25 protein-coding genes are annotated in these 24014 nt (G+C 66.2%); 3 read left to right on the top strand and 22 right to left on the bottom strand.

Going from position 1 to position 24014, the window contains the following annotated elements; translation table 11 throughout:
* Positions 1–13: 13 nt before the first annotated feature.
* The 19 genes from pbN1_RS11105 to pbN1_RS11195 all read right to left on the bottom strand — a co-directional run bounded on the left by pbN1_RS11105 (position 14) and on the right by pbN1_RS11195 (position 16365).
* Positions 14–958, bottom strand: a complete 945-nt coding sequence (locus tag pbN1_RS11105; protein ID WP_169201752.1) for a type II secretion system F family protein — start codon at positions 956–958, stop codon at positions 14–16.
* 28 nt (positions 959–986) lie between these two features.
* A complete protein-coding gene (locus pbN1_RS11110; protein ID WP_169201751.1) occupies positions 987–1961 on the bottom strand; it encodes a type II secretion system F family protein in 975 nt (324 codons plus the stop codon).
* 7 nt (positions 1962–1968) lie between these two features.
* Positions 1969–3321 (bottom strand): TadA family conjugal transfer-associated ATPase, encoded by a 1353-nt coding sequence (locus tag pbN1_RS11115; RefSeq protein ID WP_169201750.1) that lies wholly within the window; start codon positions 3319–3321, stop codon positions 1969–1971.
* 31 nt (positions 3322–3352) lie between these two features.
* Entirely contained in the window at positions 3353–4507 is a 1155-nt protein-coding gene (locus pbN1_RS11120; protein WP_169201749.1) for a CpaE/TadZ family protein, read from the bottom strand.
* A gap of 36 nt (positions 4508–4543) precedes the next feature.
* Complete coding sequence (locus pbN1_RS11125; RefSeq protein WP_169201748.1) at positions 4544–4978, bottom strand: TadE/TadG family type IV pilus assembly protein; 435 nt, start codon at positions 4976–4978, stop codon at positions 4544–4546.
* The gene (locus tag pbN1_RS11130) at positions 4975–5445 is read right to left on the bottom strand and encodes a TadE/TadG family type IV pilus assembly protein (protein WP_169201747.1); all 471 of its coding nucleotides are present in this window, start codon (positions 5443–5445) and stop codon (positions 4975–4977) included. The genes pbN1_RS11125 and pbN1_RS11130 overlap by 4 nt, the downstream gene beginning before the upstream one ends.
* An 8-nt stretch (positions 5446–5453) precedes the next feature.
* Positions 5454–6728 (bottom strand): pilus assembly protein TadG-related protein, encoded by a 1275-nt coding sequence (locus pbN1_RS11135; protein WP_169201746.1) that lies wholly within the window; start codon positions 6726–6728, stop codon positions 5454–5456.
* 25 nt (positions 6729–6753) lie between these two features.
* Positions 6754–7038 (bottom strand): pilus assembly protein, encoded by a 285-nt coding sequence (locus pbN1_RS11140; protein ID WP_169201745.1) that lies wholly within the window; start codon positions 7036–7038, stop codon positions 6754–6756.
* Between the two features lie 11 nt (positions 7039–7049).
* Entirely contained in the window at positions 7050–8753 is a 1704-nt protein-coding gene (locus pbN1_RS11145) for a type II and III secretion system protein family protein (RefSeq protein ID WP_169201744.1), read from the bottom strand.
* Between the two features lie 35 nt (positions 8754–8788).
* Positions 8789–9637, bottom strand: coding sequence for a Flp pilus assembly protein CpaB (gene cpaB / locus pbN1_RS11150; RefSeq protein ID WP_169201743.1), 849 nt, complete (start codon positions 9635–9637; stop codon positions 8789–8791).
* 130 nt (positions 9638–9767) lie between these two features.
* A complete protein-coding gene (locus pbN1_RS11155) occupies positions 9768–11075 on the bottom strand; it encodes an ATP-binding protein (RefSeq protein WP_169201742.1) in 1308 nt (435 codons plus the stop codon).
* A gap of 22 nt (positions 11076–11097) precedes the next feature.
* On the bottom strand, positions 11098–11667 hold the full coding sequence (locus tag pbN1_RS11160) for an A24 family peptidase (protein WP_169201741.1): 570 nt from the start codon (positions 11665–11667) through the stop codon (positions 11098–11100).
* Positions 11668–11755: 88 nt separating this feature from the next.
* Positions 11756–11920 (bottom strand): Flp family type IVb pilin, encoded by a 165-nt coding sequence (locus pbN1_RS11165; RefSeq protein ID WP_210147475.1) that lies wholly within the window; start codon positions 11918–11920, stop codon positions 11756–11758.
* A gap of 117 nt (positions 11921–12037) precedes the next feature.
* Complete coding sequence (locus pbN1_RS11170) at positions 12038–12229, bottom strand: Flp family type IVb pilin (RefSeq protein ID WP_169201739.1); 192 nt, start codon at positions 12227–12229, stop codon at positions 12038–12040.
* A gap of 345 nt (positions 12230–12574) precedes the next feature.
* Positions 12575–12958, bottom strand: coding sequence for a response regulator (locus pbN1_RS11175; RefSeq protein ID WP_244856921.1), 384 nt, complete (start codon positions 12956–12958; stop codon positions 12575–12577).
* Positions 12959–13242: 284 nt separating this feature from the next.
* Positions 13243–13824, bottom strand: a complete 582-nt coding sequence (locus pbN1_RS11180) for a DUF4351 domain-containing protein (protein WP_169201737.1) — start codon at positions 13822–13824, stop codon at positions 13243–13245.
* A gap of 33 nt (positions 13825–13857) precedes the next feature.
* Complete coding sequence (locus tag pbN1_RS11185) at positions 13858–14181, bottom strand: type II toxin-antitoxin system HicB family antitoxin (protein WP_169119188.1); 324 nt, start codon at positions 14179–14181, stop codon at positions 13858–13860.
* Entirely contained in the window at positions 14171–14428 is a 258-nt protein-coding gene (locus tag pbN1_RS11190) for a toxin HicA (protein WP_169201736.1), read from the bottom strand. Before pbN1_RS11190 ends, pbN1_RS11185 begins: the two co-directional genes overlap by 11 nt.
* A gap of 317 nt (positions 14429–14745) precedes the next feature.
* Positions 14746–16365, bottom strand: a complete 1620-nt coding sequence (locus tag pbN1_RS11195; RefSeq protein WP_169201735.1) for a S8 family serine peptidase — start codon at positions 16363–16365, stop codon at positions 14746–14748.
* On the opposite strand from pbN1_RS11195, the gene pbN1_RS11200 reads away from it, so the two are divergent.
* Positions 16364–16537, top strand: a complete 174-nt coding sequence (locus pbN1_RS11200; RefSeq protein ID WP_169201734.1) for a hypothetical protein — start codon at positions 16364–16366, stop codon at positions 16535–16537. The two genes, pbN1_RS11195 and pbN1_RS11200, sit on opposite strands and share 2 nt — an antisense overlap.
* 111 nt (positions 16538–16648) lie before the next feature.
* On the opposite strand, the gene pbN1_RS11205 is transcribed toward pbN1_RS11200, so the two are convergent.
* Together pbN1_RS11205 and pbN1_RS11210 are read right to left on the bottom strand one after the other, a co-directional pair.
* Complete coding sequence (locus tag pbN1_RS11205) at positions 16649–17332, bottom strand: response regulator (RefSeq protein ID WP_169201733.1); 684 nt, start codon at positions 17330–17332, stop codon at positions 16649–16651.
* Positions 17333–17345: 13 nt separating this feature from the next.
* Positions 17346–19052 carry a sensor histidine kinase gene (locus pbN1_RS11210; protein WP_169201732.1) on the bottom strand — a complete coding sequence of 569 codons (1707 nt, stop codon included), beginning with the start codon at positions 19050–19052 and terminating at the stop codon, positions 17346–17348.
* A 206-nt stretch (positions 19053–19258) separates the two neighbouring features.
* On the opposite strand from pbN1_RS11210, the gene fumC reads away from it, so the two are divergent.
* Positions 19259–20659 carry a class II fumarate hydratase gene (gene fumC, locus pbN1_RS11215; RefSeq protein WP_169201731.1) on the top strand — a complete coding sequence of 467 codons (1401 nt, stop codon included), beginning with the start codon at positions 19259–19261 and terminating at the stop codon, positions 20657–20659.
* Positions 20660–20676: 17 nt separating this feature from the next.
* On the opposite strand, the gene pbN1_RS11220 is transcribed toward fumC, so the two are convergent.
* The gene (locus tag pbN1_RS11220; protein ID WP_169201730.1) at positions 20677–21348 is read right to left on the bottom strand and encodes a GntR family transcriptional regulator; all 672 of its coding nucleotides are present in this window, start codon (positions 21346–21348) and stop codon (positions 20677–20679) included.
* 352 nt (positions 21349–21700) lie between these two features.
* Here pbN1_RS11220 and scpA point away from each other — a divergent pair, with 352 nt between their 5' ends.
* Positions 21701–23866, top strand: a complete 2166-nt coding sequence (gene scpA, locus pbN1_RS11225) for a methylmalonyl-CoA mutase (RefSeq protein ID WP_169201729.1) — start codon at positions 21701–21703, stop codon at positions 23864–23866.
* The last annotated feature ends 148 nt before the right edge of the window (positions 23867–24014 follow it).

Here is a 24014-nt window from a genome sequence, read left to right on the forward strand (position 1 = left end):
GTTCTCCCTCGTGTCAGCCGCCGCCGCCGGCCATCGTCGGCAGCAGGATGCGGTAGATCTGGATCATCGCCGGCCCGAGCAGCACCAGCATCAGCGACGGGAAGATGAAGAAGATCAGCGGGAACAGCAGCTTCAGCGCGATTTTCGCCGCGGCTTCCTCGGCGCGCTGGCGGCGGCGCGTGCGCAGCATGTCCGAATGGATGCGCAGCGACGCGGCGATGCTGGTGCCGAAGCGCTCGGCCTGGATGATCATCGCGACGAAGCCATCGACCTCGTCGATGCCGGTGCGCGTGGCGAGGTTGCGCAGCGCGCGTGCGCGTTCGAGCCCGGCGCGCAGTTCCAGTGTCACGAGGTGGAGTTCCTCGGCGAGCGCCTCGCTCTTGTGCTGCATCTCGTCGGCGACGCGAACGAGCGCCGCCTCGACGCCGAGCCCGGCTTCGACGCACACCGTCATCAGGTCGAGCGCGTCGGGGAAAGTCTCGAAGATCTCGCGCTGGCGCACGAAGATCAGTCGGTTCAGCACGAGGTTCGGCAGGTAGTAGCCGAATGCTGCCGCGACCAGCACGACCAGAAGCGTGCCCTGGAACTCCAGTTCGGGGGTCGAGATCAGCACGGTGAAATACGCCAGCAGCGGCAGCCCGAGCGCCAGCACCGTCTTGATGCCGAAATAGGCGAGCGGGGCGGACGCGTGGCGGATGCCGGCATGGAGAAAGCGCGTGCGCAGCGCCGACATGTGCTCGCTGTCCTCGGGAGTCGACAGTTTCGCGAACGGGCGGGTCAATTGGACGGTGCGCTCGATCCACGCCTCCGCCCCCGGCGCGGACGAGGCCTTGCCGGCGCCGAGCGCATGCAGGCGGTCCGCCGTCGGCGAGCGCGAAAACAGGCTCATGACGAAGAACGCGCCGGCCGAAACGGCGACGAACATCAGCCCGAGAATTGCAATTTGCGGATAGTCCATGTTCGCGTTCTCCCCTTTGCCGCCGTGGCTAGACCCGGATGCGGATGATCTTGCGCATCCACAGCACGCCGAGAACCATCATCACCAGCGCGCCGTAGATGAAGTTGATGCCTGCCGGGTCCTCCCACAGCACCTTCATGAAGCCTGGATTCACGATGTTGATCATTGCCGCGGTCGCGAACGGCAGCCCGCCGAGAATCCACGCCGATAGTCGCCCCTCGGCCGACAACGTGCGGATCTGGCCATACAGCTTGAGGCGCGCGCGGATGATCGCGCTGATGTTGTCGAGCAGCTCGGCGAGATTGCCGCCGGAGTCGCGCTGGATCAGCACCGCGATGACGAAGTAGCCCAGGTCCGTGCTGTCGGTGCGTGAGGCGAGGTTCAGCAGCGCGGTCTCTAGCGGCACGCCGTAGTTCGTCTCGTCGAACAGGATGCGGAACTCGCCGCCGACCGGATCCTTCATCTCCTCGCCGACCATCTTGATCGCGGTCGGGAACGCGTGGCCCGCGCGCAGCGCCCGGCTCATCAGGTCGAGGGCCTCCGGCAGCTGCTGCTCGAAGCGCTGCATGTGCTGGTTGCGTGCCCGCAACACGTACAGCGTCGGCAGCGCGGCCAGCACGCCGCCGACGACCAGGCCGATGACCGCCGGCCGGTTCAGCAGCACCGGCGCCGCGTAGCCGAGCGCGCCGAGCGCCACCGTCCAGCCGACGAACTGCGCCAGCGTCAATGACAGGCGCGACTGGACGATCAACCGGTTCAAGCCATGCAGGCGCGGTACTGCAGCGAGCAGCCGGTCGCCGGCGGCCGAGCCCGTGGCACTCTGTTCCTTGTACAAGGATGCCGGCCGTGAGCCCTGCACACTGCCCGCGACCTCTTCGAGACGGCGGTTGAGGCGCTTGGCTTCCGTGCTGCGCGTCGAGGCCCACCACAGGTAGCCGCCTTCGAGGAACAGCACCACGGCGATGAAGGTCGCCAGCGCAAACAGCAGCGTCAGGATGTCCATTTCAGCCTCACTCGAAGCGTCGCGTCGGGTCGAACATTTCCTCCGGCAGGCGGATGCCGAAGGAACGCAGGCGTTCGGCGAAATGCGGGCGCACGCCGGTCGCCGCGAAATGCCCCTGCACCGCGCCGCTGTCCGAGATGCCCTGCTGCCGGAACGTGAAGATCTCCTGCATCGTGATCATGTCGCCTTCCATGCCGGTGATTTCCTGGATGCTCACCAGCTTGCGCTTGCCGTCGGTGAGGCGGCTCGCCTGCACGATGACGCCGATCGCGCTGGCGATCTGCGCCCGCGCGACCTTCTGCGGCAGATTCACGCCGGCCATGCCGATCATGTTCTCCATGCGGCCGAGCGCATCGCGCGGCGTGTTCGCATGCACCGTCGTCATCGAACCCTCGTGGCCGGTGTTCATCGCCTGCAGCACGTCGAAAGCTTCTGCGCCGCGCGTCTCGCCGAGGATGATGCGGTCGGGGCGCATGCGCAGCGCGTTCCTCACCAGCGCGCGCTGCGTCACCTCGCCCTTGCCCTCGATGTTCGGCGGGCGCGTTTCGAGCCGCACCACGTGCGGCTGCTGCAGCTGCAGTTCGGCCGCGTCCTCGATCGTGACGATGCGTTCGTCCTCGGGAATGTTGTGCGACAGGATGTTCAGCAGCGTCGTCTTGCCGCTGCCGGTGCCGCCGGAAATGAGGATGTTCACCTTCGCCCGCACCAGCCCCGCGAGCAGGTCGGCCATCGCCGGCGTCAGCGCCTTGAAGTCGAGCAGTTTGTCGATCGTCAGCGGAATCGCGGCGAAGCGGCGGATCGACACCACCGGCCCGTCGAGCGCGAGCGGCGGGATGATCGCGTTCACGCGCGAGCCGTCCGGCAGGCGCGCGTCGACCATCGGGCTCGATTCATCGACGCGCCGTCCGACCCGCGACACGATCTTGTCGATGATCTTCATCAGATGCGCGTCGTCGCTGAAGGTCACGTTCGTCAGTTCGATCTTGCCGTGGCGCTCGACGTAGATCTGCTGCGAGCCGTTGATCAGGATGTCCGACACCGTCGGGTCGGCGAGCAGCGGCTCGATCGGCCCGAGCCCGAGCATCTCGTACTGGATGTCGCGCACGAGGTCGCGTCGTTCGTTCGCATTGATGACAACGTTTTCCTCGGCGAGCAGGCGCTCGACCATCAGCCGCAGCTCGTCCCGCAGCCGCTCGGGGGCGAGGTTCTCCATCGCCTCGAGATCGATGCGCGACAGCAGCAACTGGTGGATGTGCAACTTCAGGCTCTGGTAGGCCCTGCTCGCGCTGGAGTCGGAAGCCGCCTGCGAGCGCAGGGCGTTTTCCGGCGAGACCGATTCGAGACGCTGGCGCAGACTCATTTCATGCTCCCTCGGTTGTTGGCAGTCGGCTTCAGTGCGTCGCGAACAGGCGCCCGAACCAGCCCTTGCCAGCCTTCTCCGGCTCGGCGGCAAGCGATTCGGCGATCTCGCGCAAGGCCTTCGTCACCGGGCTGTTCTTCGCCAGGCGCGCGATCGGCTCGCCCTGATTCACCGACGCGGCGACCGCCTCGTAACAATTCGGCACCGTCTTGAACACCTTCGCATTGACCGTGCGTTCCAGGTCCTGCAGCCCGATGTCGCTGTTCTTCTGGTGGCGATTGACGATCAGCCCGACTTTCGACATCGGGTACCCCAGCGACACGAACACCTCGACGAGGCGCTTTGCTTCGCGGATGAACGGCAACGTGAGCTGCACCACCGGAAAGATCCTGTCCGCCATGTCGAATGGTCGCAGGCTCACCGCGTCGAGCGAGCGGCCGACATCGACGATGACGAAGTCGTAGTTCGCGCGCGCCACCTTGAGGATCGCCTCGACGTGCTCGGGCTTGACGTCAGTCGCGTGCGCCGGGTCTTCCGGTGCCGCGAGGAGGTGGAAACCGGGCGCGACCTCGATCATCGCCGACGCGAGGAAGGCGGCGTCGAGGCGATGGATCTGCTGGCACACCAGCGCGAGGTTGCTCGCCGGCTTCTGGTTCGTGACGAACATTGCCGCGTCGCCGAACTGCAGGTTCAGATCGATCAGCGCGACCCGCTTGGCATGGGTGGCGGCGAGCACCCACGCGAGGTTCGTCGCGAGAAAGGTCGCGCCGCTGCCGCCCTTGCATGACATCATCGCGAGGATCTTGCCCTCGGTCGCCGCGCCGCCGCGCTTGTGGGCGATGCGCGCCAGCGCCGCCTGCAGCGCCTCGGCGCTCGGCGCGCTCGGCAGCACTTCGCGCACCCCGGCGCGAAATGCCTGCAGCAGGAAGTCTGACGAGGTGTCGGCAGTGATGATGATCGGGTCGATCGTGGGATAGCGCTGTGTCAGCCGTTCGAGTGCGTCGAGGCTGCTCGGCTCGAAGGCATCGAGTACGACGATATCGGGCACCGTGCCGTTGACGGCGCCGATCGGATCGCTCGACGTCGCGTGTCCGACTGCGACGTCCATCGTGTTGCCACCCCGGGTCAGCGCGGCGCGCAGGCGCTCGGCGTTGTCATGGCTGTCGGAAAGAATCCTGATTTTCATGGCGACATCCTCAGTTGCACTTGTCTGCTGCGTCCATCAGCTGCATACCGGATTACCGGCCGAACTCATGCTTTCCCGTGTCAAGGTGGTGGCAAAGCCCGGCATCGTCAACGTCAATGGAATGTACGGAATCACCGTGTTCACCGTGATGCCGGACACGGAAACCGTGGCCTCGCTGCAGGTATCGGCGGTACAGCCCGGCGGGGTGTAGCTGACATTGATCGCACCGATCGGAATGACCGGGAAGAAGGCATTCATCTTCGCCTTGATCACCCCGTCGTCGATGTCGCAGACGACCGCCGTGCGCGCACCCAGGCGCGTCGCCTCGACCGAGGTATTCCAGTAGAACAGCACCCGCCCCATCTCCATGATGCCGATCAGCAGCGAGAAGAAGACCCCCGCGACCAGCGCGAACTCGACGGCCGCGACGCCGCGCTGACGTTTGCCGAAGCGTGCCATTCGCGCAGTCATAGCACCTGCTCCATAGTTGAACTGATCGGGCCGAAGGTGATGCTGGGCATCACGAACGGCACCAGGGAATTGAACTGGAAGCCGGAAGCCGTCATCGTCACCAGATTCACCTGGCCCAGCGTGCTGCCGCCATAAACCACCGGTTGCAGGTTGTGGTCGGCGCAATTGCTGCGATCGCAGACGCTGATCATGCCGACGTTCAGGCCGGTCACGAGCGCCGAAGCGCCGGAACAGGCGGCGGTCGTGCCGCACACCGCCAGATTCTTCGCAATTGCGATGCGCGCGGCATCTCCCGGAGCGTAGTGCGTGAGGTAGCGCACGCCATCGCGTACCCCCTTGGCAATGGTGTTGTACTGGTACATCGCGCGGCCGAATTCGGTGATGCCGAACGCGAGCAGCACCAGCGGCACGATCAGGATGCCGAGTTCCACTGCGGCCACGCCGCGTTGTCTGGATCGTAAGTTCATCGCCGTTCTCACTGCACCAGGGTGGGGACGCGCGGGCCGGTGGCGAGGTTGCTGCCTGGCAGCCCGGCGCTTCGGCACGGGCTACCGGCGGCGTTCGCCGCTCCGCGGTACTCGATGTAGATGGTGCCGGTCGCGCCGTTGGACATCGGATTGAGCATCAGGGCGCAGGCCATGCCGAGGATCGGCACCTGGTTTCCCGCGTCGCAGTCGATCATCGGTACGCCCACCACGCGGCGCTCGGCTCCATAGGTGGCGTGCTCGGCGGGGCTGATCGGATTGCCCGGAATATTCCCGGCCGCACCCGTTGGTGCGTATTCGTTGCTGATGAACGGATCATTAGCGTCCTGCCTGCTCACGTAGTCGTCATAGGCGCTGGTGCCGACCGGGATCACCGGACTGCCCGGCGCCTTGTTCGGGTAGGCATAACCCGTTCGATCCGGGGGCGCGGTCTGCGCCGTGTAGGCGTTGGCCCCGTTCGGATAGATGCCGAAGCGGGTGTTGTAAGCCGACTTGGCGCCCTGCTGCGTTCCGGGCTGGCGGATATCGTCGCCGACACGCAGACCGCAGACCGCGCCGTTGCCCGCGAGCTGATCGCGAATCTCGGAGTTGCCGCCGGCACTGATGGTGAAATCCACCCACCTGAAGTTGCCGTCCAAACTCTCGTCGCTGTTGGCCCCGGAGTTGAACGTCGACCCGATCCATTCTCCGATCGTGTAGCCGAAGTCGGGCATCGCCGAGCCCGGCTTCTTGCAGATGCCGATCGGCAGCGCGTTGCAACTCGTCTGTCCGGGCGCGAGGGTTGCCACCGCGCTGGCCGTTACCGCCTGCGCTCCGACTCCCAGGACCCCCATGAACCACGGCGTGATGCCCGTGGCACGGGTGATGCACATCGCGAACTTGGAATTCGGATCGGCGCTGCCCCGCGGCGCATAGCTCGAGTTCGGGCCGAGGGTGGTGCTGAAGCGGACATCGCCGGCGGCGATCGTCACCGCGTCGCCCTGAAAATCCTTGTTGCCCTTGCCGCCGACGAAAATGCCCGCGGCTTCGGCGTTCAGGAGAAACGAAGCCGGGCAGGTGCCGACCACGGCGGGATCGCAGACCAGTTCGTTGGCCGCTGCCAGCGCGCAAGCATCGGCGGCACTCTGCAACTCGGTCTTGTTGACATACAGCCGCCCAAGGTCGAGCGCGAGGCCAGTGAAGCCGACCAACACCGCCATCGACAGCCCGGTGATGATCGCGACCGCACCGCGCTGCCGGGAACGTATGCTGAAAGTCTTTGGCATGTCTGCTCTCCTCGCGCGCATGGTGTCAGCGCCCCGAACCACCGCTGCCCACGCCGATGGTGAACACGTCGGGCTGTGGCTGTGGCTGCGTGTAGCTCTTGGCATATTCGCCCATCGCCCCCTGCGCCGCCTTGCCGTCGATACCGGTGACCGGGTCGGCGTTGTGTGATGCGCCGGGGTCGATCGCCTGCTGCGCGGCGACGGTTCTTGCCGCTTCGCCGAAACGGGCGTCCCAGTGGGGGGAGGTGGACATGCAGCCGGTCAGGCCCAGGATCACCAGGGCGCCGGTCAGGCTCGCGAATTTGTTCATGATCCGCCTCCTCATTTGGGTTCGAAGCCGCCGCGGGCGGGATCGGTGATCTGGGGCATCGCTTCCATCCTGTCGGCTGGAGCAGGGCTATCGCCTTCGACCTTGCCGCGCAGGATCACGTCGGCGCGGTTCGGCTCGACGTAGTTGTCGGTCGGCAGCACGTAGTCCGCGGGCAGCGGCTTCACCAGGCGCGGCGTGATGACGAACACCAGCTCGGAGCGGTCGGTCTGGAATTCGGTGCTGCGGAACAGCGCGCCGAGCACCGGGATCTCGCCGAGGAAGGGGAAGGCCTTGATGTTGGTCGTGGTGTTGTTCTTGATCAGGCCGCCGATCGCGAAGCTCTGGCCGTCGTGCAACTGGACGGTCGTGAAGGCCCGGCGCGTCGTGAAGGATGGCAGGATCGCCAGGCCACTGATGCCCGGTGCAGTGATGCCGACGCCCTCGCGGTTCAGTTCGGATACCTCCGGCCGCACCGCGAGGTTGATGCGCCCGCCTTCGAGCACGGTCGGCGTGAACTTCACCGAGACGCCGAACTCCTTTTCCTCCAGCGTGATCGTTCTCGTGCCGCCGTCGTTCTGCGACACCGGGATGAAGATCTTGCCGCCGGCGAGGAAGCTGCCCTCCTGGCCGCTGATCGCCATTACCGTCGGCTCGGCGAGAATCTTGATCAGGCCGTCGCTCTTCAGCGCATCGACGCTGAGCATCGTGCTGTTGCTGCCGGAAATCAGCGGAATCGTTGTGGAGTCGCCGCCGATCGTCGCGTTGCCGATCGGCGCGGTGATCGCGCTGGTGGCGCTGCTGTTGCTGAGGGAGTCGACGATACCGCCGCCGACGCGGGCGCCGACCGTGCCCGACACCTGGCCGCCGACAGCGCTGCGTCCGCCGAAGACGCCGGACAGGAAGCGGATCATCGAGCCGTCGCCGGCGGCATAGGCGCGGGTGAAGTCGATGCCGAAGCGATCCAGCACCGCTTTCGACACCTCCGCTACCTTCACTTCCAGCATCACCTGTTGCGGTGCGCCGACGTTGAGCATGTTCAGCACCCGCACGTTGCGTCCGTCCTCTCCGCCGCCGTCCCGAACATACGCCGAAGCGATTTCGACGGCGCGATCGACCTTCGTCGCATCGCTGACGGTGCCGGTGAGCACCAGCGAGTCGTACGCCGAGCTCACCTTGATGCCGGTCTCGTTCGGCAGCAGCGTCGCGAGGACCCCCTGCACCGAGGTCACGTCCATCGCGACCGTCACGTCGAGCGCGGTGCAGCCGCCGGAGCGGTCGACGAGCACGACGTTCGTCGAGCCGACGGTCTTGCCGAGCAGGTAGATCTCGTTCGGGCTCAGCAGCAGCACGTCGACCTGCGCGACGCCGGGGCGGCCGTCGGCCTGCTTCGTCTGCTGCTTTGCAGCTTTGTCGTCCTTCGCAGCTTCGGTGCTCGGGCGCGCGGCCTGGGCGTTTTCCGGGTTGCCCAGCAGGATGCGCGTGACCGGGATCTGCGGCCGGATCACCGAGGACTTGCCGACCGGGATCGTCACCATCGGCGCGATTTCGACACGCCCGCAGGGCGAGCCGCCGCCCGCGGCGACGGCGACGGGCTTTTTCGCCACCGGCGTACCGGTGACGGCCGCCTGTGCCGCACCGGACAGCATCAGCGCGATGAGCGCTGTCGTGCCAACCCCTGCGAGCCTGCGACTGCTGCTGTTCTTGTTCGTGGTCATGATGTCCCCTGCGATCCGTGATCGGTTCGATTTGGCTAGAAGCATTCGTTGACCTTGCTGACGCCGCGGATCACTTCGACGCAGACCTGTGCGCCGGGTGCGGGCGCAGGGCGCGGCTTGGCCGCCGTGCGGCGCGGGGCTGCGGCCTTCGCAGGAGTCGGTGCCGGCGGCACCTCGACCGAGGTGCGCAGCAGCATCGCCTTGGTAATGCCGACGGTCTCGGTGGGGCTCGAATCGATCTGGTTGCGCAGCACCAGCGACAGGTTGCCGACGCTGCGCGCGAGGTCGAGCCGCTCGGCCTGCTCGGGGGTGACTTCGAGCGTGACGGCATTGACGACGCGGGGCTTTGTCTCGTCGCGGTTCGCTTCCTGCGCGACGGCGAGCACGAGGATGCGCTCGAGCACGATTTTCGAGATCATCTGGTCCTGGTTGTTACGGCTCGCTCCCGTGTCCTCGGTATTCACCATGATGTCGACATAGTTGCCGGGCAGCGTGAAGCCGGCGACGCCGACGACGTCATTGACGCGCACGGTGATCGCGCGCTTGCCGTCGGGCACGACTGCGGAAAGGCCCCCTTTGGTGCCGACCGGAGCGAGGCGGGATTCCAGGATCGGCTCACCGGGCTGGATGCCGGTGATCGCGACGCGGCCGTCGAGCGCCGCGATGTCGGTGAAGGCGCCGCTGGGAATGCTGCTGGATGGCCAGTCCACGAGGCGGATCGCCTCCGGGCCGATTCGGCCGCCGAGCTGCAGTTCGACCGCCGCGACGGCGATGCGGTTGCCGTCGCCGCCGGCCTTCGCCTGCAGCCAGCGTGCTCCGAGGACGACCGCGGCAAGGCCGGCGAGCATCGCTACCAGGAGAAAGACGAGACCTTTGGCCTTCATGTGAGCCCCCTTGTTTCCGGACCGTCAGAGTCTGCCTCGCGGTCCTGCAAGTGCCCGCCGGGGCGGGCGTTCCGGTACTGTGCCGGCGGCCATCGGTGCGCCGCCGGCCCCTCCCTCCGATGCGCGGCCCTTACTGGGCCGCGAAGTAGTTGTGCCAGGCCCAGTGCAGCGCGTCGGGCGTCAGCTGTGCCGGTTCGCCGAGGTAGCGGGCGAGATCGGCGATCTGGTTCACGATGTCGCGTGGGAAGCACGCCAGCAGCGGCTGTCCATGCACCGCGTGGTAGTCGTTCAGCAGGGTCTGGAACGCCGCTTCATCGAACGGTACGCCGCGTTCCTCGCAAACCCGTGTGAATATGTTCCTGTATTCCTGTTCGTTCATCGGCCCGATGTGGATCTTGTAGCCGAGGCGGCGCAAGAAGGCCGGGTCGGCGACATCGGACGGCGTCAGGTTCGTCGAGAACACCAGCACGACGTCGAACGGCAGCGTGAACTTCGTGCCGCTGTGCAGCGCGAGGTGGTCGTGATGCCGGTCCATCGGCACGATCCAGCGGTTCATCAGCTGCTCCGGCGTGACGAGCTGCCGGCCGAGGTCGTCGACGACGAACAGCCCGCCATTCGCCTTGACGTGTGGCGGCGCCTGGTAGAAGCCGGTGCTCGCGTCGTAGTCGAGGTCGAGCATGCGCAGCGTCAGCTCTCCTCCGGTGATCGCGACCGGCCGCCGGCAGCGCACCCAGCGCAGGTCCGGGCGCAACAGGTTGTCGAGCACGGCAGGGCGATGATCGTCGTCCACCGGCGTATGGATCAGCGGGTCGAACACCTGGATGATCTCGCCGTCGACGAGGATCGCATGCGGCACCGCGACGTCGCCATCGAGCAGCAGCGCGAGCCGTTCGGCGAGGTAGGTCTTGCCGGCGCCCGCGGGGCCGTAGAGGAACAGCGCGCGCCCCGAGCCCATCGCGGCGCCGAGCTGGTCGCGCACTTCCGGCTTGATGATCAGACCGCGAAACGCTTCGTTCACGCCCTCGCGGGTCACGCACATCTTCGTCACCGACTGGCGCTCGACCTGGGCGACATACGCCGCGAGGCCGACCGGCGCCGCGCCGGCGTACTTGCAGCGGCCGAGGAATTCGGCGGCGCGGGCGCGGCCCGCGTCGGTGAGTTCATACAGGATGTCGCCGTCCGTCTCGCCGCGGCGCATGACTTCGCAGATCCGCTCCGCGCGCATGAACGCGAGCAGGCTTTCGAGCACGATCGCCGGCAGGCGCAGCTGCTGCGACAGCTCGGTGAGGCGCAGCTGGCCGCGCACGAACAGCAGCTTCGCCGCCAGCTCGACGAGAAACAGCAGCGGCAGGCCGGTTTCGTCGAGCGTACGCGGCGCGCGCGGGTACGCGGCGGGTTCGTCGAAGGGGATCACTCGGGCGCTGGAGGAGGCGTTCATGGCGAGGCTCCGCAAAATCCGTTCAGCTCAGTGCCCAGCCGCCGGAGCGGACCAGGATCAGTTGCAACAAAGTCCCGGCGGCGATCGCGACCGCGTACGGCATGCGCCCGGCGGTCTGCTGCAGCGGTTCGAAGCGGGGGCTCTCGCCGCCCGCGGCGCGCACTGCGCTGGTCGTCAGCATGAAGCGCAGGTTCAGCGCGAGCTGGGCGAACGAGCGCTGCCACAGCGCCATGCCGAGCGCGAGCACACCGCCGGCGGCGAAGGTCAGCACGACGACGCCTAGAGTCTGCAGCGGGCCGAGGAAGGCGCCGACCATCATCATCAGCTTGACATCGCCGGCTCCCATGGCGTGCAGCACGTAGAGGGGAAACAGCGCCGCGAAGCCGACGGCGATACCCGCCATGGCGGCAAGGAGGCCGATCGCTCCACCGGGCGCGCTAAGAATTCCGGGGCCCGGATCTGCTATTCCGTGGAAGATCAATGCCGAGAGCAATCCAGTGAGCACGAGCAGATTCGGCACCTTGCGGTCACGCAGGTCACTAAACAGAGTTATTGTCAGCGTGCCGAACAAGATTGTAAGAACCCATGTCATTGGATTGGCCTCGTCTTGTGAAATGCTTTCCTGTTCGGCGTCCAGCCTGGAGCTGGCAGCAAGAACGCCGAACGTTCTAGCGGCGTACTTAATCGAGTTCGCCCGCGATCTTTGCGAACAGCAAGTCAAGGTTGGTGCCGACCAGCTTTACCGACGCAATAATCACCACAGCGATCAGCGCAGCAATCAATCCATATTCGATCGCCGTCACGCCTTCTTCATCCCGAATGAACTGCTTCATCATTTCCAACATGATTCTCTCCTTCATCAAGAAAACGCCGGACCTCCGGCTGCCACACCGGAGCGGGAGGCCCGTTCCGGAAAACCGCTGCGAGTGGCCTTTGCTCCTCGCAGTAAAACCTCTACCCGTTCAGGACACCGCGTCGGTCACCTTTGCGGCAACGTCGTCATAGAGCACCTTGAGGCTATCCCCGACCAAGCCGACCGAACCAACAATCACCCCGAAGATCAGTGCCGCGATCAGCGCGTACTCGATTGCGGTGACGCCGTCCTGTTCTGTCCGGAATGCGTTGAGCATTGCCATGATCTGCACGGTCTTCATTTCTGTCACCCCGTCCTGTGCGTCTTGAGTTCAGATTAGGCCCCCCCCTTTTTCGAGGCATCGGCAATTGCGCCCAATCTGCCTAGTCATATGCAACGAGGGATATGGGTGACAGTTGTCATGGTCAGAAAGAAGCTTCGGTGACCGGTCGTCGGGTGCGGGGGCAGTGCAAGCCCACGCGCGACTTGATGCCGCGATGAATATCGAACGACCCGGGACGAGGGCGCGATCAGCGGGCGAACGGTGTTAGGCAAGGCGGGGACGGGTGAAGGAAGACTCGGGCGCCAGGGACGGAGGCGAATTTCGTCCGGCCCGGTCATCGCAACTGTTCTTTGATCCTACCCGTCAGCCGGTCGCCCCGCGGATCGCCGCGATCAGTTCTTCGCCCGGCGCGGTTTTCGCAACGAAGCCGGCCGCGCCGAGGCGTAGCGCCCGCAGGCGTACGCAGGGTTCGGCGAGGCAGGTGAAGACGACGATCGCGGCGCTGCAGCAGCCGAGAAGCAGCGGAATGAGGTCGAGGCCGTCCTCGCCGCCGAGGTCGACATCGAGGACGATGACGTGGGGTCGGGCGCTGCGGGCGAGTTCGAGCGCCTGGCGGCCGCAGCGGGCGTGACCGGCGACCCGCATATGCGGTGCCTCGCTCTCGATCAGCGCCGTCACGCCGGACAGGATCGCCCGCTGGTCGTCGACTAGGAGGACTTCGATCGGCGGGGCGAAAACGCTCGACACGGTGGCGTGCTCCACGCATGCGGCAAAGGCCGCGGATGATCGCAAGGTACCGCGAACGCCGTAAGCGGCCCATAGTAAGAGATGCCCGGATTCGGCAGGACAAAACGACCGGGGGGTGGAGCGACGATGCATGGACGATGAGGCTGCCTCGTGCCCGGCCGCCGCCGCGGTGAGGATGCAGGCTGCGTTCGGAGTGCGGCTGACGGCGACCCGCGAGCTGGTGCAGCGATGTGGTCGAGCAGGAGGCGACCTGCCGGAATGCGCCGGCTGCCGCGCCGGCCGAGTCAGTCGTCGGCGAAGACTTCGTCGAGGCTCGCGGCGTTGATCACCCGGTCGGCCCAGGTTTCCAGTTGCCGGGACTCGGCGCAGGCGAGGCGGTCGAGCACGTTCTGCGGAAGAGGGCCGAAGCGGCGGGTGAGCAGGCGGCGCAGGATGGTGCCTTCGCCTTCGATACGGCCTTTCTCCATGCCCTGTTGCATGCCGCGCTCGACTGTGAGCCGTTCGACGCTGGTCACGTATCGCACTTTCCGTTCTCCTTCAATGTGGAAGTGATCGGGTTTCCAGCCCGCGTCTTGATCCGCCAGAACGGCGAGGCTCGCGACCGGGCGGTCGTAGCGGTCGAAGAGGCGGTAGTTGTAGACGAAAATGCGCCTGGCGAAGTCCGCTTCGCGGCTGCCCTGCACCTCGACATGGACGTACACCCATCCTTCGCCGCCGCCGAGGCGCGTGACCCGCACCAGCTTATCGACGAAGCGCCGGCCGAGCTCGGCATCGCGCACGACCTGGCGGAGTTCCTGGTCGAGAAAGACGTGTTCGTGCGTCCAGTCGATCTGGCGATGGGCGTCGGGAAAAGGCAGCGGCCGCAACCAAACTCGATGATCCGTGGTGGCCGTAGCCGATCAAGCAGCCAGCTTGGCGCTCGCGAGACGGTTCAGGCTGACTCCTTGTTCGGCAGCCTGCATCGCCAAGGCGCGATGGACCTCAGGCGGAATGCGAACCCGGAATTCGCCGCTGTAGTGTTTTTCAGCAATCGGTGACGGGATCTTCTCGCCAGCGGTCTGCATCTCGGCCACAACATCCGCTACCACCTGGCGGATGCCTTTCAAGGCCGCTTCCGGCGTTTCAGCCAGCCACGACAGCGACGGAAATTCCGCGCACAGGCCCACATGTTCGCCATCCTCCGGCGACCACGTAACGCGGTAGGTATAGTGATCAACGCTCACGGCGCATTTCCTCCAACTTCGCGATTGCGAGAAGCACCTGCCGAACCTGATATGCCTTGGCTTTGCCCTTGTCGTCCTGAATGTTGATTCGAGGATCACCAGCCCAAGGCATCTTGAAAATCGCGTGACTGGTGCCCATCTGGCGTCGCTTGCCGAAGTATTCCTCGCAGACTTTCTTGAGGTCACCGAACCGGACATTAGCCGGTTCATGTCGCATCTGATCAAGGATCTTCTTCGAAGCCGCCATGTGGAAAATGGTATCAATAGTGGCACCACATTTTCAAGCTGATCGCGACTTCCGATACAAAAAAATCCCGGCCGTAGCCGTGCTCAGCCGCGAATGGGCCGGTTCGCGGCTGAAGCCGCTCCTGCAGCGTGTCGTCGAGGCAGTTCCGCGAGCCGGATTCTCGCGGTGGTCAGTCCTCGGCGAAGACTTTGTCGAGGCTCGTGGCGTCGATCACCCGGTCGGCCCAGGTTTCCAGTTGCTCGGACTCGGCACGGGTGAGGGGCGGGCGGGGCGCGCCTGCGGCTAACCCGCCCGGAAGGCTGCGGATGTGCGAAGCGCTAGAAAACGACGACGGCCTCGTTCGAGCAGGTGGCCGTTCCCGCTTCGCACAGCTTGTAGGTGTAGGCGCCGCCGCCGTTCTTGTTGATGGGGTCGGTGTAGGCACCGTCGTTGCTCTCGGAAGGGGCGGACACGATGCTGCCGTTGCGCCAGACGTCGATGAAGGCGGATGTCGCGCCGGTCCACTGCAGATTGGCCTTTTGCAGGCCTTTGACCTTGTAGCCGGTGGCGGTCAGGCTGATGTTGGCGGGGGGCGGGGCGGGATCGTCGGCGGTCAGAGCCTGGTAGGCATTCACCCGGCCGTATTTCACCCAGGCGCGGAAGTTCTGGCCGAGCGCACCCTGCGCGTCCGCGCCGTCTTCGATGGAGCTGCGCACTTGCGCGTTCGTGATGCCGGGATAGTGCGCCCAGACCAGCGCCGCGACGCCGGCGACGTGCGGCGATGCCATCGACGTGCCCGACAGCCAGGTGTAGCAGCCGTCGGGGTCGTTCGCGGGCAAGCCGCAGGCGGCGTTCGGATAGGCGGAGAGAATATTGTGGCCCGGCGCGGCGACCGACACCCACGCGGAGCCGAAGCTCGAGAAATATGCGAGGTTGTCATGGCGGTCGGTCGCCGCGACGGAGATGACTTCGGGGAAGGCGGCGGGGTAGTGGCGGGTCGAGGCGTAGTCGTTGCCTGCGGCCGCCACCAGCACCACGCCCTTGCTCCAGGCGTACGTGATCGCATCCGCTTCGGCCTGCGACGGTGAATAGGGATCGGGGTCGCTGCCATAGCTCATGTTGATGACCTTGTAGCCCTGATCGGCGGCATAGAGGATGCCTTCGACCGAGTCCGCGACGTCGCACATGCCGAGCAGCGGAAAGGACTCCGACGGGTATTCGCGGCACACTTTCAGCGAGCCGATTTTCGCGCTCCACCCCACGCCGGCGGTGCCCCTGCCGTTGTCGGTGTTGGCGGCGGCAATGCCCGCGACGTGCGTGCCGTGTCCGATCAGGTCGCCGGGCGTGCTGCTGATCGTGAAGTTCTTCTGCTCGACACATTTGCCGAGCAGATCGACGTGGGTACATTCGACGCCGGCATCGAGGATCGCGATCCTGACGGTGTCGCTGCCGGTCGACAGGTTCCAGGCCTCCTCCGCATCGATGTCCGCGTTCAGCGTACCCGTGACGCTGCCCCCGGTGTCCGGGTCGTACAGCGCCTGGGCGGTGTTGTCGAGCCCCCACTGTTCGGGAAAGTAATCGATGCCGAGCCCCGCCGGCGGCGCCGGATCCTTGCCCTCGGTGGGCAGGATCAGCAACCGGTAATGGTCCGGTTCGGCGTAGCGGACATTGGGATTGCGTTGATAGAGCGCGACCGCGTCCTCGACCGTCCCCGCCGGCACCGCGAGCACCTGCACGCCGATCGCATCGAAGCGCTTCACCAGTTGCGCCCCGGCGGCGGCATGCGCCTGGGCGATCTGGGCGCCTGCGGTGCCGGGCCGGAAGGCGACCAGGACTTTGTCCGGCGCGAAGCGCGGCGGGGTTTCGACGCCAGCTGGGAGGCCGCCGGCATCGGCGAGTGGCGCTGCGAGCAGGAAGAAAGCGCCGGCGAGCGGTGCGAGGAAGGCGGCATGACGCATGATCTTGTCCTCCGGGGTGACGGCTGACGTCTCGGGAACGGGGAAGCCCGGCACGACGCTGCGGCGGCCTGCGCATTGCGCTCCGCGGCCCGGCGTGCCGGTCGCCCTGCCTGCCGAGGAGCTCGCGCAATGGCTTGCCGAACCCGCCGGGCTCATCAAGCTTAGTGCGTGACGGACGCTGCGCGCGCGGGAGGAGATGCCCGCCGCGGCCATGACAATTCGACTAGCGGGCCGGGCCGCTTCGGATGTTCGTGTGATGACGCGGCTGCGCCGAGTGCGGAACTTACTGGTCGGCCGCGCCGAGCCCGTGTTCCTTGGCGTACACATACAGATCGAGCCGGCCGTGCAGCTCGAGCTTGTGGTAGATCACGGTGAGGTGGTTGCGCAGCGTATGTTCGCTGATGCCGAGGCCTTCTGCGATGATCAGGCTTTTTGCGCCCCGGTGCCGGACCACCGCGGCGATCACTTCGTGTTCCTTCGGCGTCAGGCTGGCGATCCGGGCGCTGTGCTCGTCGTCGGCCGGGCGGGCGCCGGTCAGCATGTCCATGATGTCGCCGATCAGCGCGCGGTTGACCCAGACGTCACCCTCATGGACTTTCTCGATCGCGCGCAGCAGCACGTCCACCGGTTCTTCCTTCCTGACGACTCCGCGCGCGCCGGCCAGCACCGCGCGGCGATGCACATCGAGATCGCGCGCGCCGGTGAGCACCAGGATGCGGGCGTTGAGAGTCCGTTGCAGGTCGGCCAGCGAGGTGCTGGAGTCGAGGCCGCCCAGGTCGAGATCGAGCACGATCACGTCGGCCTCGCGGCTGTCGGGCGACGAGAGCAGCTCGGCCATGCTGGTGGCGCTGCCGACCAGGCGCATGCGGCCGGCGGCGCTGTCGATGAGCCGCTCGAGCCCCCACAGGGTCGCGCGGTGGTCATCCACGAGGAATACCCGGATCGGACTTTCGGTGGTTACTACCATGATTCGTCCCTGCTCATGAAGTCTTGGGGATGGAGATGATTAGATCAGTGAAACCGGGCCGCTGGAGGTCGACTTCTGCACACCCGTGCAGAGATTCCGCGCGTTCCACGATCGCGCGTGGCACGAACTGGGCGGGTGGAGCCACCGCGTCGCCGTGCGCGTTGCTGATTCGCAGAACGTACGTGTCGGCCTGCACGCCAAGCTCAATGTCGGCACGCATGGCGTTCGTGTGCCGGCGGATGTTGGTGAGCGCTTCGCTGACGATGGGGAAAATGGCACTGGCGAGCTTGCGGCTGATCGGCAGATCGTCCGGACAACTCACCGACACGGCTATGCCGAAAAGCTCGGAAAAGCGTTTGGCCTGCCGGCGCAGCGCAAGTCCGATCGTGTCGTCGGCCCCGCTCGCGCTGCTGCGCATGCCGGTCACGAGTTCGCGCAATTCATGTAGTTCGCATATCGCGACGTCCTTCAGGGCGTGGATGTCGTGGTGCAGCGGATTGTCATGGCCGGTCTTGCGTGCCAGCGCCTCGATTCCATACTTGAGTCCCAGGTAGGGCTGGATCGCGGTGTCGTGGAGATCGCGGCCGATGCGGGCGCGTTCGGCCGCCATCGCGGCTTCGGTGAGTCGCTCCAGCAGGCCCGCGTTTTCGATGACCGGTGCGAGCTGCTCCATCACCCCGTACAGCAGGTCGGCGTCGCGCGCGCGGTAGCGCCGGTGCCGCGACTCGAGCAGCAGCCGGCAGGGGTGCGGCGCACGGCGGCAAATCGGCATCGCGATCATCGACTGTGCGTCAAGCAGTTCGGCGAGGTGTTCGGCGGCGGGCCGTGCCGCGCTGCTCGGTGATTTGGTTTCGAGGTGGAAGCCGCTGTGATAACGGAGCGGGAGGCGGCCGAACAGGTGCCCGAGATGATGCACGACAGCGACGTCGGACGGCAGTCGGCCCAGCGACTCGACCAGGCTGGCGTGCAGTTCGCCCGACAATTCGCTGACTTTGCCGCTGGCGTTGCAATGAAACAGACGCGGCTCGCTGTCCGGGAGCCACAGCAGAATCAAGCCCAGATCGGCTTCGAAATGGTGCGTGAGGGCGCGCAGCGTCGTCTCCGCGACCCGCTGCACGCCCAGTCTCGGGTCCACCTGTCCGAGCAGGCGATCGGCGACCGTCAGTTGCTCGTTCATCTGCACGCCTGCTCGCGCGAGACCGGCCACCAGCGGGCCGAGAACGAGGACCGACAGCGGCTGCAGCATCGCGCCCTGCCACGGAACGTCGCCGTACCGGCCGTGGATGATCAACTGGGCTGCCGCGACTGCGGCGGCGAACAGCGAAACCAGCAGGCCGGAGACAAAGCCGAAGCTCAGCGACGCGAACAGGACCGGAAAGAGCAGCAGCAGGATGAACAGGCTGCTTTGCGCATCGGCGAGCCAGGCGAAGAGCAGGATCCAGGCCGCATCGACCCACGGCGTGAGGCGCGGCAGAATCGGGCGACTGCCGCGGGTTTCCATCCAGCACAACCAACCGGCATACACGGCGTAGCCGAGGACCGCGAGCGCGGCCGGCGTGCGTCCTGCGCCCGAGATCGAGATGGCTTCCGTTTCGGCGACGATCGCGACGAGAACGCGAATGTTCGCGAGAATCCGCCGAAGCTCGGGGTTCAGGTGCAGGCTGGCGTTCGCAGCGCCAGGCGGGAGCATCGCCGCCGAGGTGGCGTTGCTGTTGTCCATCCTTGGAGTTCTCCCTTCGGTCGTGGCGCTTTCCGCGCGTCTGCCAGGAGCAATTGCCCCGTCTGCCGAATGTCAGGATATTAAGGCATTCGGTCGTTGCATAGCTTTACGAATACCACAATCGGGCAACGAACCTGCTTTTGGGGAATCCCCGCCGGCGGCGTGCGTCAAACCATCCGGGGCCGGGAAGCGGCCGGGAGACGATGATGGACGCCACGCGTACCGAAACCGACTCGATGGGACCTGTCGAAGTCGCGGCTGACCGTTACTGGGGAGCCCAGACCGAACGCTCGGTGGCTCATTTTCCGATCGGCACCGAGCGCTTCCGCTGGGGGCGGGCGATGATCCGTGCGCTGGGCATCCTGAAGAAGGCGGCGGCCCGGGCGAATGCGGAACTCGGCGAGTTGCCGCCGGAAGTCGCGGTGCTGATCGAGCGCGCCGCGGACGAGGTCATCGACGGCACGCTCGACGCACACTTCCCGCTGGTGGTGTTCCAGACCGGTTCCGGCACGCAGTCGAACATGAACGCGAACGAGGTCATCGCGAACCGCGCGATCGAGCTCGCCGGCGGCGAGCTGGGTTCAAAGCGCCCCGTGCATCCGAACGACCACGTGAACCGCGGCCAGTCGTCGAATGACACGTTCCCGACCGCGATGCATATCGCGGCGGTCGAGCAGCTGCAGGACCGCCTGCTGCCGGCGGTGGCGCGGCTGCGCGGCACGCTCGCCGACAAGGCGAAGGAATTCAGCGACGTCGTCAAGACCGGGCGCACGCATCTGCAGGATGCGACGCCGATCACGCTTGGGCAGGAGATCGGGGCGTGGGGCGCACAGATCGATTTCGGCATCGCGGCGGTCGAGGGCGCGCTGCCGGGGCTGTACGACCTGGCGATCGGCGGCACCGCGGTCGGCACCGGGCTCAACGCCCATCCGCGTTTCGGCGACCGCGCGGCGGCGGAGATCGCCGCGCTCACCGGCTGCCCGTTCCGCAGTGCGCCGGACCGCTTCTTCGCGCTGGCTGCGCACGACGCGCTGGTGCAGGCGTCGGCGGCGATGCGCACGCTCGCGGGCGGTCTGATGAAAATGGCGAATGACGTGCGCTGGCTCGCGAGCGGGCCGCGCTGCGGCATCGGCGAACTGACGATCCCCGAGAACGAGCCGGGGTCGTCGATCATGCCGGGGAAGGTCAACCCGACGCAGTGCGAGGCGCTGACGATGGTGTGCGTGCAGGTGTTCGGCAACGACGCAGCGGTCGCCTTCGCCGGCACGCAGGGGAATTTCCAGCTGAATGTCTACAAGCCCGTGATGGCGCACAACGTGCTGGAGAGCATCGCGCTGCTCGCCGACGCGTGCGACGCGTTCGAGGCGCACTGCGCACGCGGGCTGCTGCCGAACTTGCCGCGCATCCGCGAGAATCTCGAAAAGAACCTGATGCTGGTGACGGCGCTCAATCGCCAGATCGGCTACGACCGTGCCGCCGAGATCGCGAAGAAGGCGCACAAGGAAGGGGTGTCGCTGCGCGAGGCGGCGCTCGCGTCGGGCTACGTCGGTGCCGAGGAGTTCGATCTGTGGGTGGACGCGGAGGCGATGACGCGGCCCGGCACTTGACGCTTGTTGTCCCGGGCTCAGGCGACCTTGTTCCTCGCCTTCGCGATCCGCGCGAGGGCCGCGCGCCCGCTGTCGATATGGGCGCGCATCAGCAGCTGCGCCCGCTCCGCGTCGCGTTCGGCGAGCGCGGCGAGGATCCCACGGTGCTCGGCAAGCGACTGTTCGAGCCGGCCCTCGCTGAACAGCGAATGGTGGCGCGACAGCTTGATGACCTTGCGCAGGTCCTCGATGACCTGCAGCAGCCAGCGGTTGTCGGTGATCTTCTGCAGCGCCTGGTGAAACGCCTGGTTGGCTTCGAAGTAGCCGTCGATGTCGCCCCCGCCGGCAGCTTTCTCCAGTTTTTCGTGGATTTTCCGCAGGCGCTCGAGATCGGCGTCCGTCGCCTTGCGGGCCGTGATGTGCGCGCACTGGCCTTCGAGCAGCGCCATGACGCCGAAGATCTCGTCGAGATCGCGCTCCGAGATTTCGGTGACGTAGCAGCCGCGCCGCGGCTTGAGCGTGACGAGCCCCTCTGACGCGAGCACTTTCAGCGCCTCGCGCAGCGGCGTCCGGGAGATGCCGTAGTCGTCGGCCAGCGCCTGCTCGTCCACCCACGTGCCGGGGGCGAGATCGTGCGAATAGATACGCTGGCGAAGCCGCTCGGCGACCTCCTGGTAAAGGGCTAGCGGGGCAATGCGGGAGGCGGTCATAGGCGATTCACTGCGGAGGTGGTAGCGCTTCCGGCAGTCATGGTGCGCGGAAGTTGCATTCATAATTATGGATAAAGTATTATTCCGCGGTCGGCACAAGTCAACTTCCGGCGCGCGGCGTAGCATGGGAGTGCCAAGGGTTCAGGAATGCGCTGAACCTGCGGCGAGGGAAGGGAGAGCGCTACGCTGCAGGCGCAGGAGCGTCGGCGGCCGCCCGCGGGGTCCGTTCCGCGGGCGGTCTCGTCGCCGCCAGTTCGTTGTTGGCCCGGTTTCCGTCGGGTTTCGACCCGGTTCGCGTTTTACCGAATATCGCACCGCCGCTTTTTGCGGCCCTGAACAGAGAGGGTTTGTCATGTCGAACGCCAAGATGCCGGCGTACCCCCAGCCGGATATGGACGCCTGGAAGAAGGCCGCGGCGAAGCACGCGCCCGAAGGCGATGTCGAGAAGCTGAACTGGATCACCCCCGAGGGGATCGCGGTGAAGCCGCTGTATACGAAGGCCGACGTCGCCGACCTGCAGCATGTCGACACGCTGCCGGGCTTCGAGCCGTTCCTGCGCGGGCCGCAGCCGACGATGTACGCGGTCAAGCCATGGACGATCCGGCAGTACGCGGGCTTCTCGACCGCCGAGGAGTCGAACGCGTTCTATCGCAAGGCGCTCGCCGCCGGCGGCCAAGGCGTGTCGGTCGCGTTCGACCTCGCGACGCACCGCGGCTACGATTCCGACCATCCGCGCGTCACCGGCGACGTCGGCAAGGCCGGGGTTGCGATCGACTCCGTCGAAGACATGAAGATCCTCTTCGACAGCATCCCGCTCGACAAGGTGTCGGTGTCGATGACGATGAACGGCGCGGTGCTGCCGATCCTCGCCGGCTACATCGTCGCCGCCGAGGAACAGGGCGTGCCGCAGGACAAGCTCTCGGGGACCATCCAGAACGACATCCTCAAGGAGTTCATGGTTCGCAACACCTATATCTATCCGCCGACGCCGTCGATGAAGATCATCGCCGACATCTTCGGCTACACCGCGCAGCACATGCCGAAGTTCAACTCGATCTCGATTTCCGGCTATCACATCCAGGAAGCCGGTGCGAACCAGGCAATCGAGCTCGCGTTCACGCTCGCCGACGGGCTCGAATATGTCCGCACCGGCATCAACAGCGGCATGGACGTCGACGCATTCGCCGGCCGGCTGTCATTCTTCTGGGCGGTCGGGATGAACTTCTATCTCGAAGTCGCGAAGATGCGCGCCGCGCGCCTCTTGTGGTGGCGGATCATGAAGGGCTTCAACCCGAAGAGCGCGAAGTCGATGATGCTGCGCACGCACAGCCAGACCTCGGGCTGGTCGCTGACCGAGCAGGACCCGTACAACAACGTCGTGCGCACGACGATCGAGGCGATGGCAGCCGTCTTCGGCGGCACGCAGTCGCTGCACACCAACGCGCTGGATGAAGCGATCGCGCTGCCGACCGAGTTCTCGGCGCGCATCGCGCGCAACACGCAGATCATCATCCAGGAAGAGACGCACATCTGTAACGTCGTCGATCCGTGGGCCGGCTCCTACATGATGGAGAAGCTCACGCAGGACATGGCCGACACCGCGTGGAACTTGATCGAGGAGATCGAGGCGATGGGCGGCATGACGAAGGCCGTCGAGTCCGGCTGGGCGAAGATGAAGGTCGAGGAATGCGCCGCCGAGAAGCAGGCGAAGATCGACTCGGGCCAGGACGTCATCGTCGGCGTGAACAAGTACAAGCTCGCGAAGGAAGACCCGATCGAGATCCTCGACATCGACAACCACGCGGTGCGCGATTCGCAGATCACGCGGCTGAAGAAGATTCGCGCGACGCGCGACGCGGCGGCGGTGCAGGCGGCGCTCGACGCGCTGACCGCGTGTGCCGAAGGCGCCGGCGGCAACCTGCTCGACCTCGCGGTGAAGGCGGTGCGACTGCGGGCGACGGTCGGCGAAGTGTCGGACGCGCTCGAAAAAGTGTTTGGCCGCTACCGCGCGAACCCGCAGGCGGTGTCCGGCGTGTATGGCGCGGTCGTCGAGAACGATGCGGACTGGAAAGCGCTGAAAGCCGACATCGAAGCGTTCGTCGCCGAGGAAGGCCGGCGCCCGCGCATCATGATCGCGAAGCTCGGCCAGGACGGCCACGACCGCGGCGCGAAAGTCGTCGCCTCGGCATTCGCCGACCTCGGCTTCGACATCGACATCGGCCCGCTCTTCCAGACGCCGGAAGAAGCCGCGCGCCACGCGGTCGAGAACGATGTCCACGCGATCGGCTGCTCGAGCCTCGCCGCCGGCCACAAGACGCTCGTGCCGGAGATCATCGACGGCCTGAAGCAGCTCGGCGCCGGCGACATCGTCGTCTTCGTCGGCGGCGTGATCCCCGCGCAGGACTACGACGGGCTGTACGCGGCCGGCGCGAAAGGCATTTTCGGCCCGGGCACGCCGATCCAGACCGCGGCGCGCGAAGTGCTGAAGCAGATCCGCGCGGCGCGCGTCAAGGCGTGATTACGGGCGTAGGGCGGAAAAGCGTAGCGCCTTCCGCCAGCGGTATGACATGCGGCGGAAGGCGCCTTCGGCTTTTCCGCCCTACGAGAGTTACGAGAGCTACGAGAGCTGTTGCCCCGGCGGAACCGTCCCGCGAAGTGATGCACCC

Origin of the sequence: Aromatoleum bremense (assembly GCF_017894365.1) — a bacterium.
Classification (GTDB): Bacteria; Pseudomonadota; Gammaproteobacteria; order Burkholderiales; family Rhodocyclaceae; genus Aromatoleum; species Aromatoleum bremense.

Coding starts and splice junctions, on each gene's coding strand:
- pbN1_RS11105 (WP_169201752.1), bottom strand. CDS start 958: ATGGACTATCCGCAAATTGCAATTCTCGGGCTGATGTTCGTCGCCGTT.
- pbN1_RS11110 (WP_169201751.1), bottom strand. CDS start 1,961: ATGGACATCCTGACGCTGCTGTTTGCGCTGGCGACCTTCATCGCCGTG.
- pbN1_RS11115 (WP_169201750.1), bottom strand. CDS start 3,321: ATGAGTCTGCGCCAGCGTCTCGAATCGGTCTCGCCGGAAAACGCCCTG.
- pbN1_RS11120 (WP_169201749.1), bottom strand. CDS start 4,507: ATGAAAATCAGGATTCTTTCCGACAGCCATGACAACGCCGAGCGCCTG.
- pbN1_RS11125 (WP_169201748.1), bottom strand. CDS start 4,978: ATGACTGCGCGAATGGCACGCTTCGGCAAACGTCAGCGCGGCGTCGCG.
- pbN1_RS11130 (WP_169201747.1), bottom strand. CDS start 5,445: ATGAACTTACGATCCAGACAACGCGGCGTGGCCGCAGTGGAACTCGGC.
- pbN1_RS11135 (WP_169201746.1), bottom strand. CDS start 6,728: ATGCCAAAGACTTTCAGCATACGTTCCCGGCAGCGCGGTGCGGTCGCG.
- pbN1_RS11140 (WP_169201745.1), bottom strand. CDS start 7,038: ATGAACAAATTCGCGAGCCTGACCGGCGCCCTGGTGATCCTGGGCCTG.
- pbN1_RS11145 (WP_169201744.1), bottom strand. CDS start 8,753: ATGACCACGAACAAGAACAGCAGCAGTCGCAGGCTCGCAGGGGTTGGC.
- cpaB (WP_169201743.1), bottom strand. CDS start 9,637: ATGAAGGCCAAAGGTCTCGTCTTTCTCCTGGTAGCGATGCTCGCCGGC.
- pbN1_RS11155 (WP_169201742.1), bottom strand. CDS start 11,075: ATGAACGCCTCCTCCAGCGCCCGAGTGATCCCCTTCGACGAACCCGCC.
- pbN1_RS11160 (WP_169201741.1), bottom strand. CDS start 11,667: ATGACATGGGTTCTTACAATCTTGTTCGGCACGCTGACAATAACTCTG.
- pbN1_RS11165 (WP_210147475.1), bottom strand. CDS start 11,920: ATGTTGGAAATGATGAAGCAGTTCATTCGGGATGAAGAAGGCGTGACG.
- pbN1_RS11170 (WP_169201739.1), bottom strand. CDS start 12,229: ATGAAGACCGTGCAGATCATGGCAATGCTCAACGCATTCCGGACAGAA.
- pbN1_RS11190 (WP_169201736.1), bottom strand. CDS start 14,428: ATGGCGGCTTCGAAGAAGATCCTTGATCAGATGCGACATGAACCGGCT.
- pbN1_RS11200 (WP_169201734.1), top strand. CDS start 16,364: ATGATCTTGTCCTCCGGGGTGACGGCTGACGTCTCGGGAACGGGGAAG.
- pbN1_RS11195 (WP_169201735.1), bottom strand. CDS start 16,365: ATGCGTCATGCCGCCTTCCTCGCACCGCTCGCCGGCGCTTTCTTCCTG.
- pbN1_RS11205 (WP_169201733.1), bottom strand. CDS start 17,332: ATGGTAGTAACCACCGAAAGTCCGATCCGGGTATTCCTCGTGGATGAC.
- pbN1_RS11210 (WP_169201732.1), bottom strand. CDS start 19,052: ATGGACAACAGCAACGCCACCTCGGCGGCGATGCTCCCGCCTGGCGCT.
- fumC (WP_169201731.1), top strand. CDS start 19,259: ATGGACGCCACGCGTACCGAAACCGACTCGATGGGACCTGTCGAAGTC.
- pbN1_RS11220 (WP_169201730.1), bottom strand. CDS start 21,348: ATGACCGCCTCCCGCATTGCCCCGCTAGCCCTTTACCAGGAGGTCGCC.
- scpA (WP_169201729.1), top strand. CDS start 21,701: ATGTCGAACGCCAAGATGCCGGCGTACCCCCAGCCGGATATGGACGCC.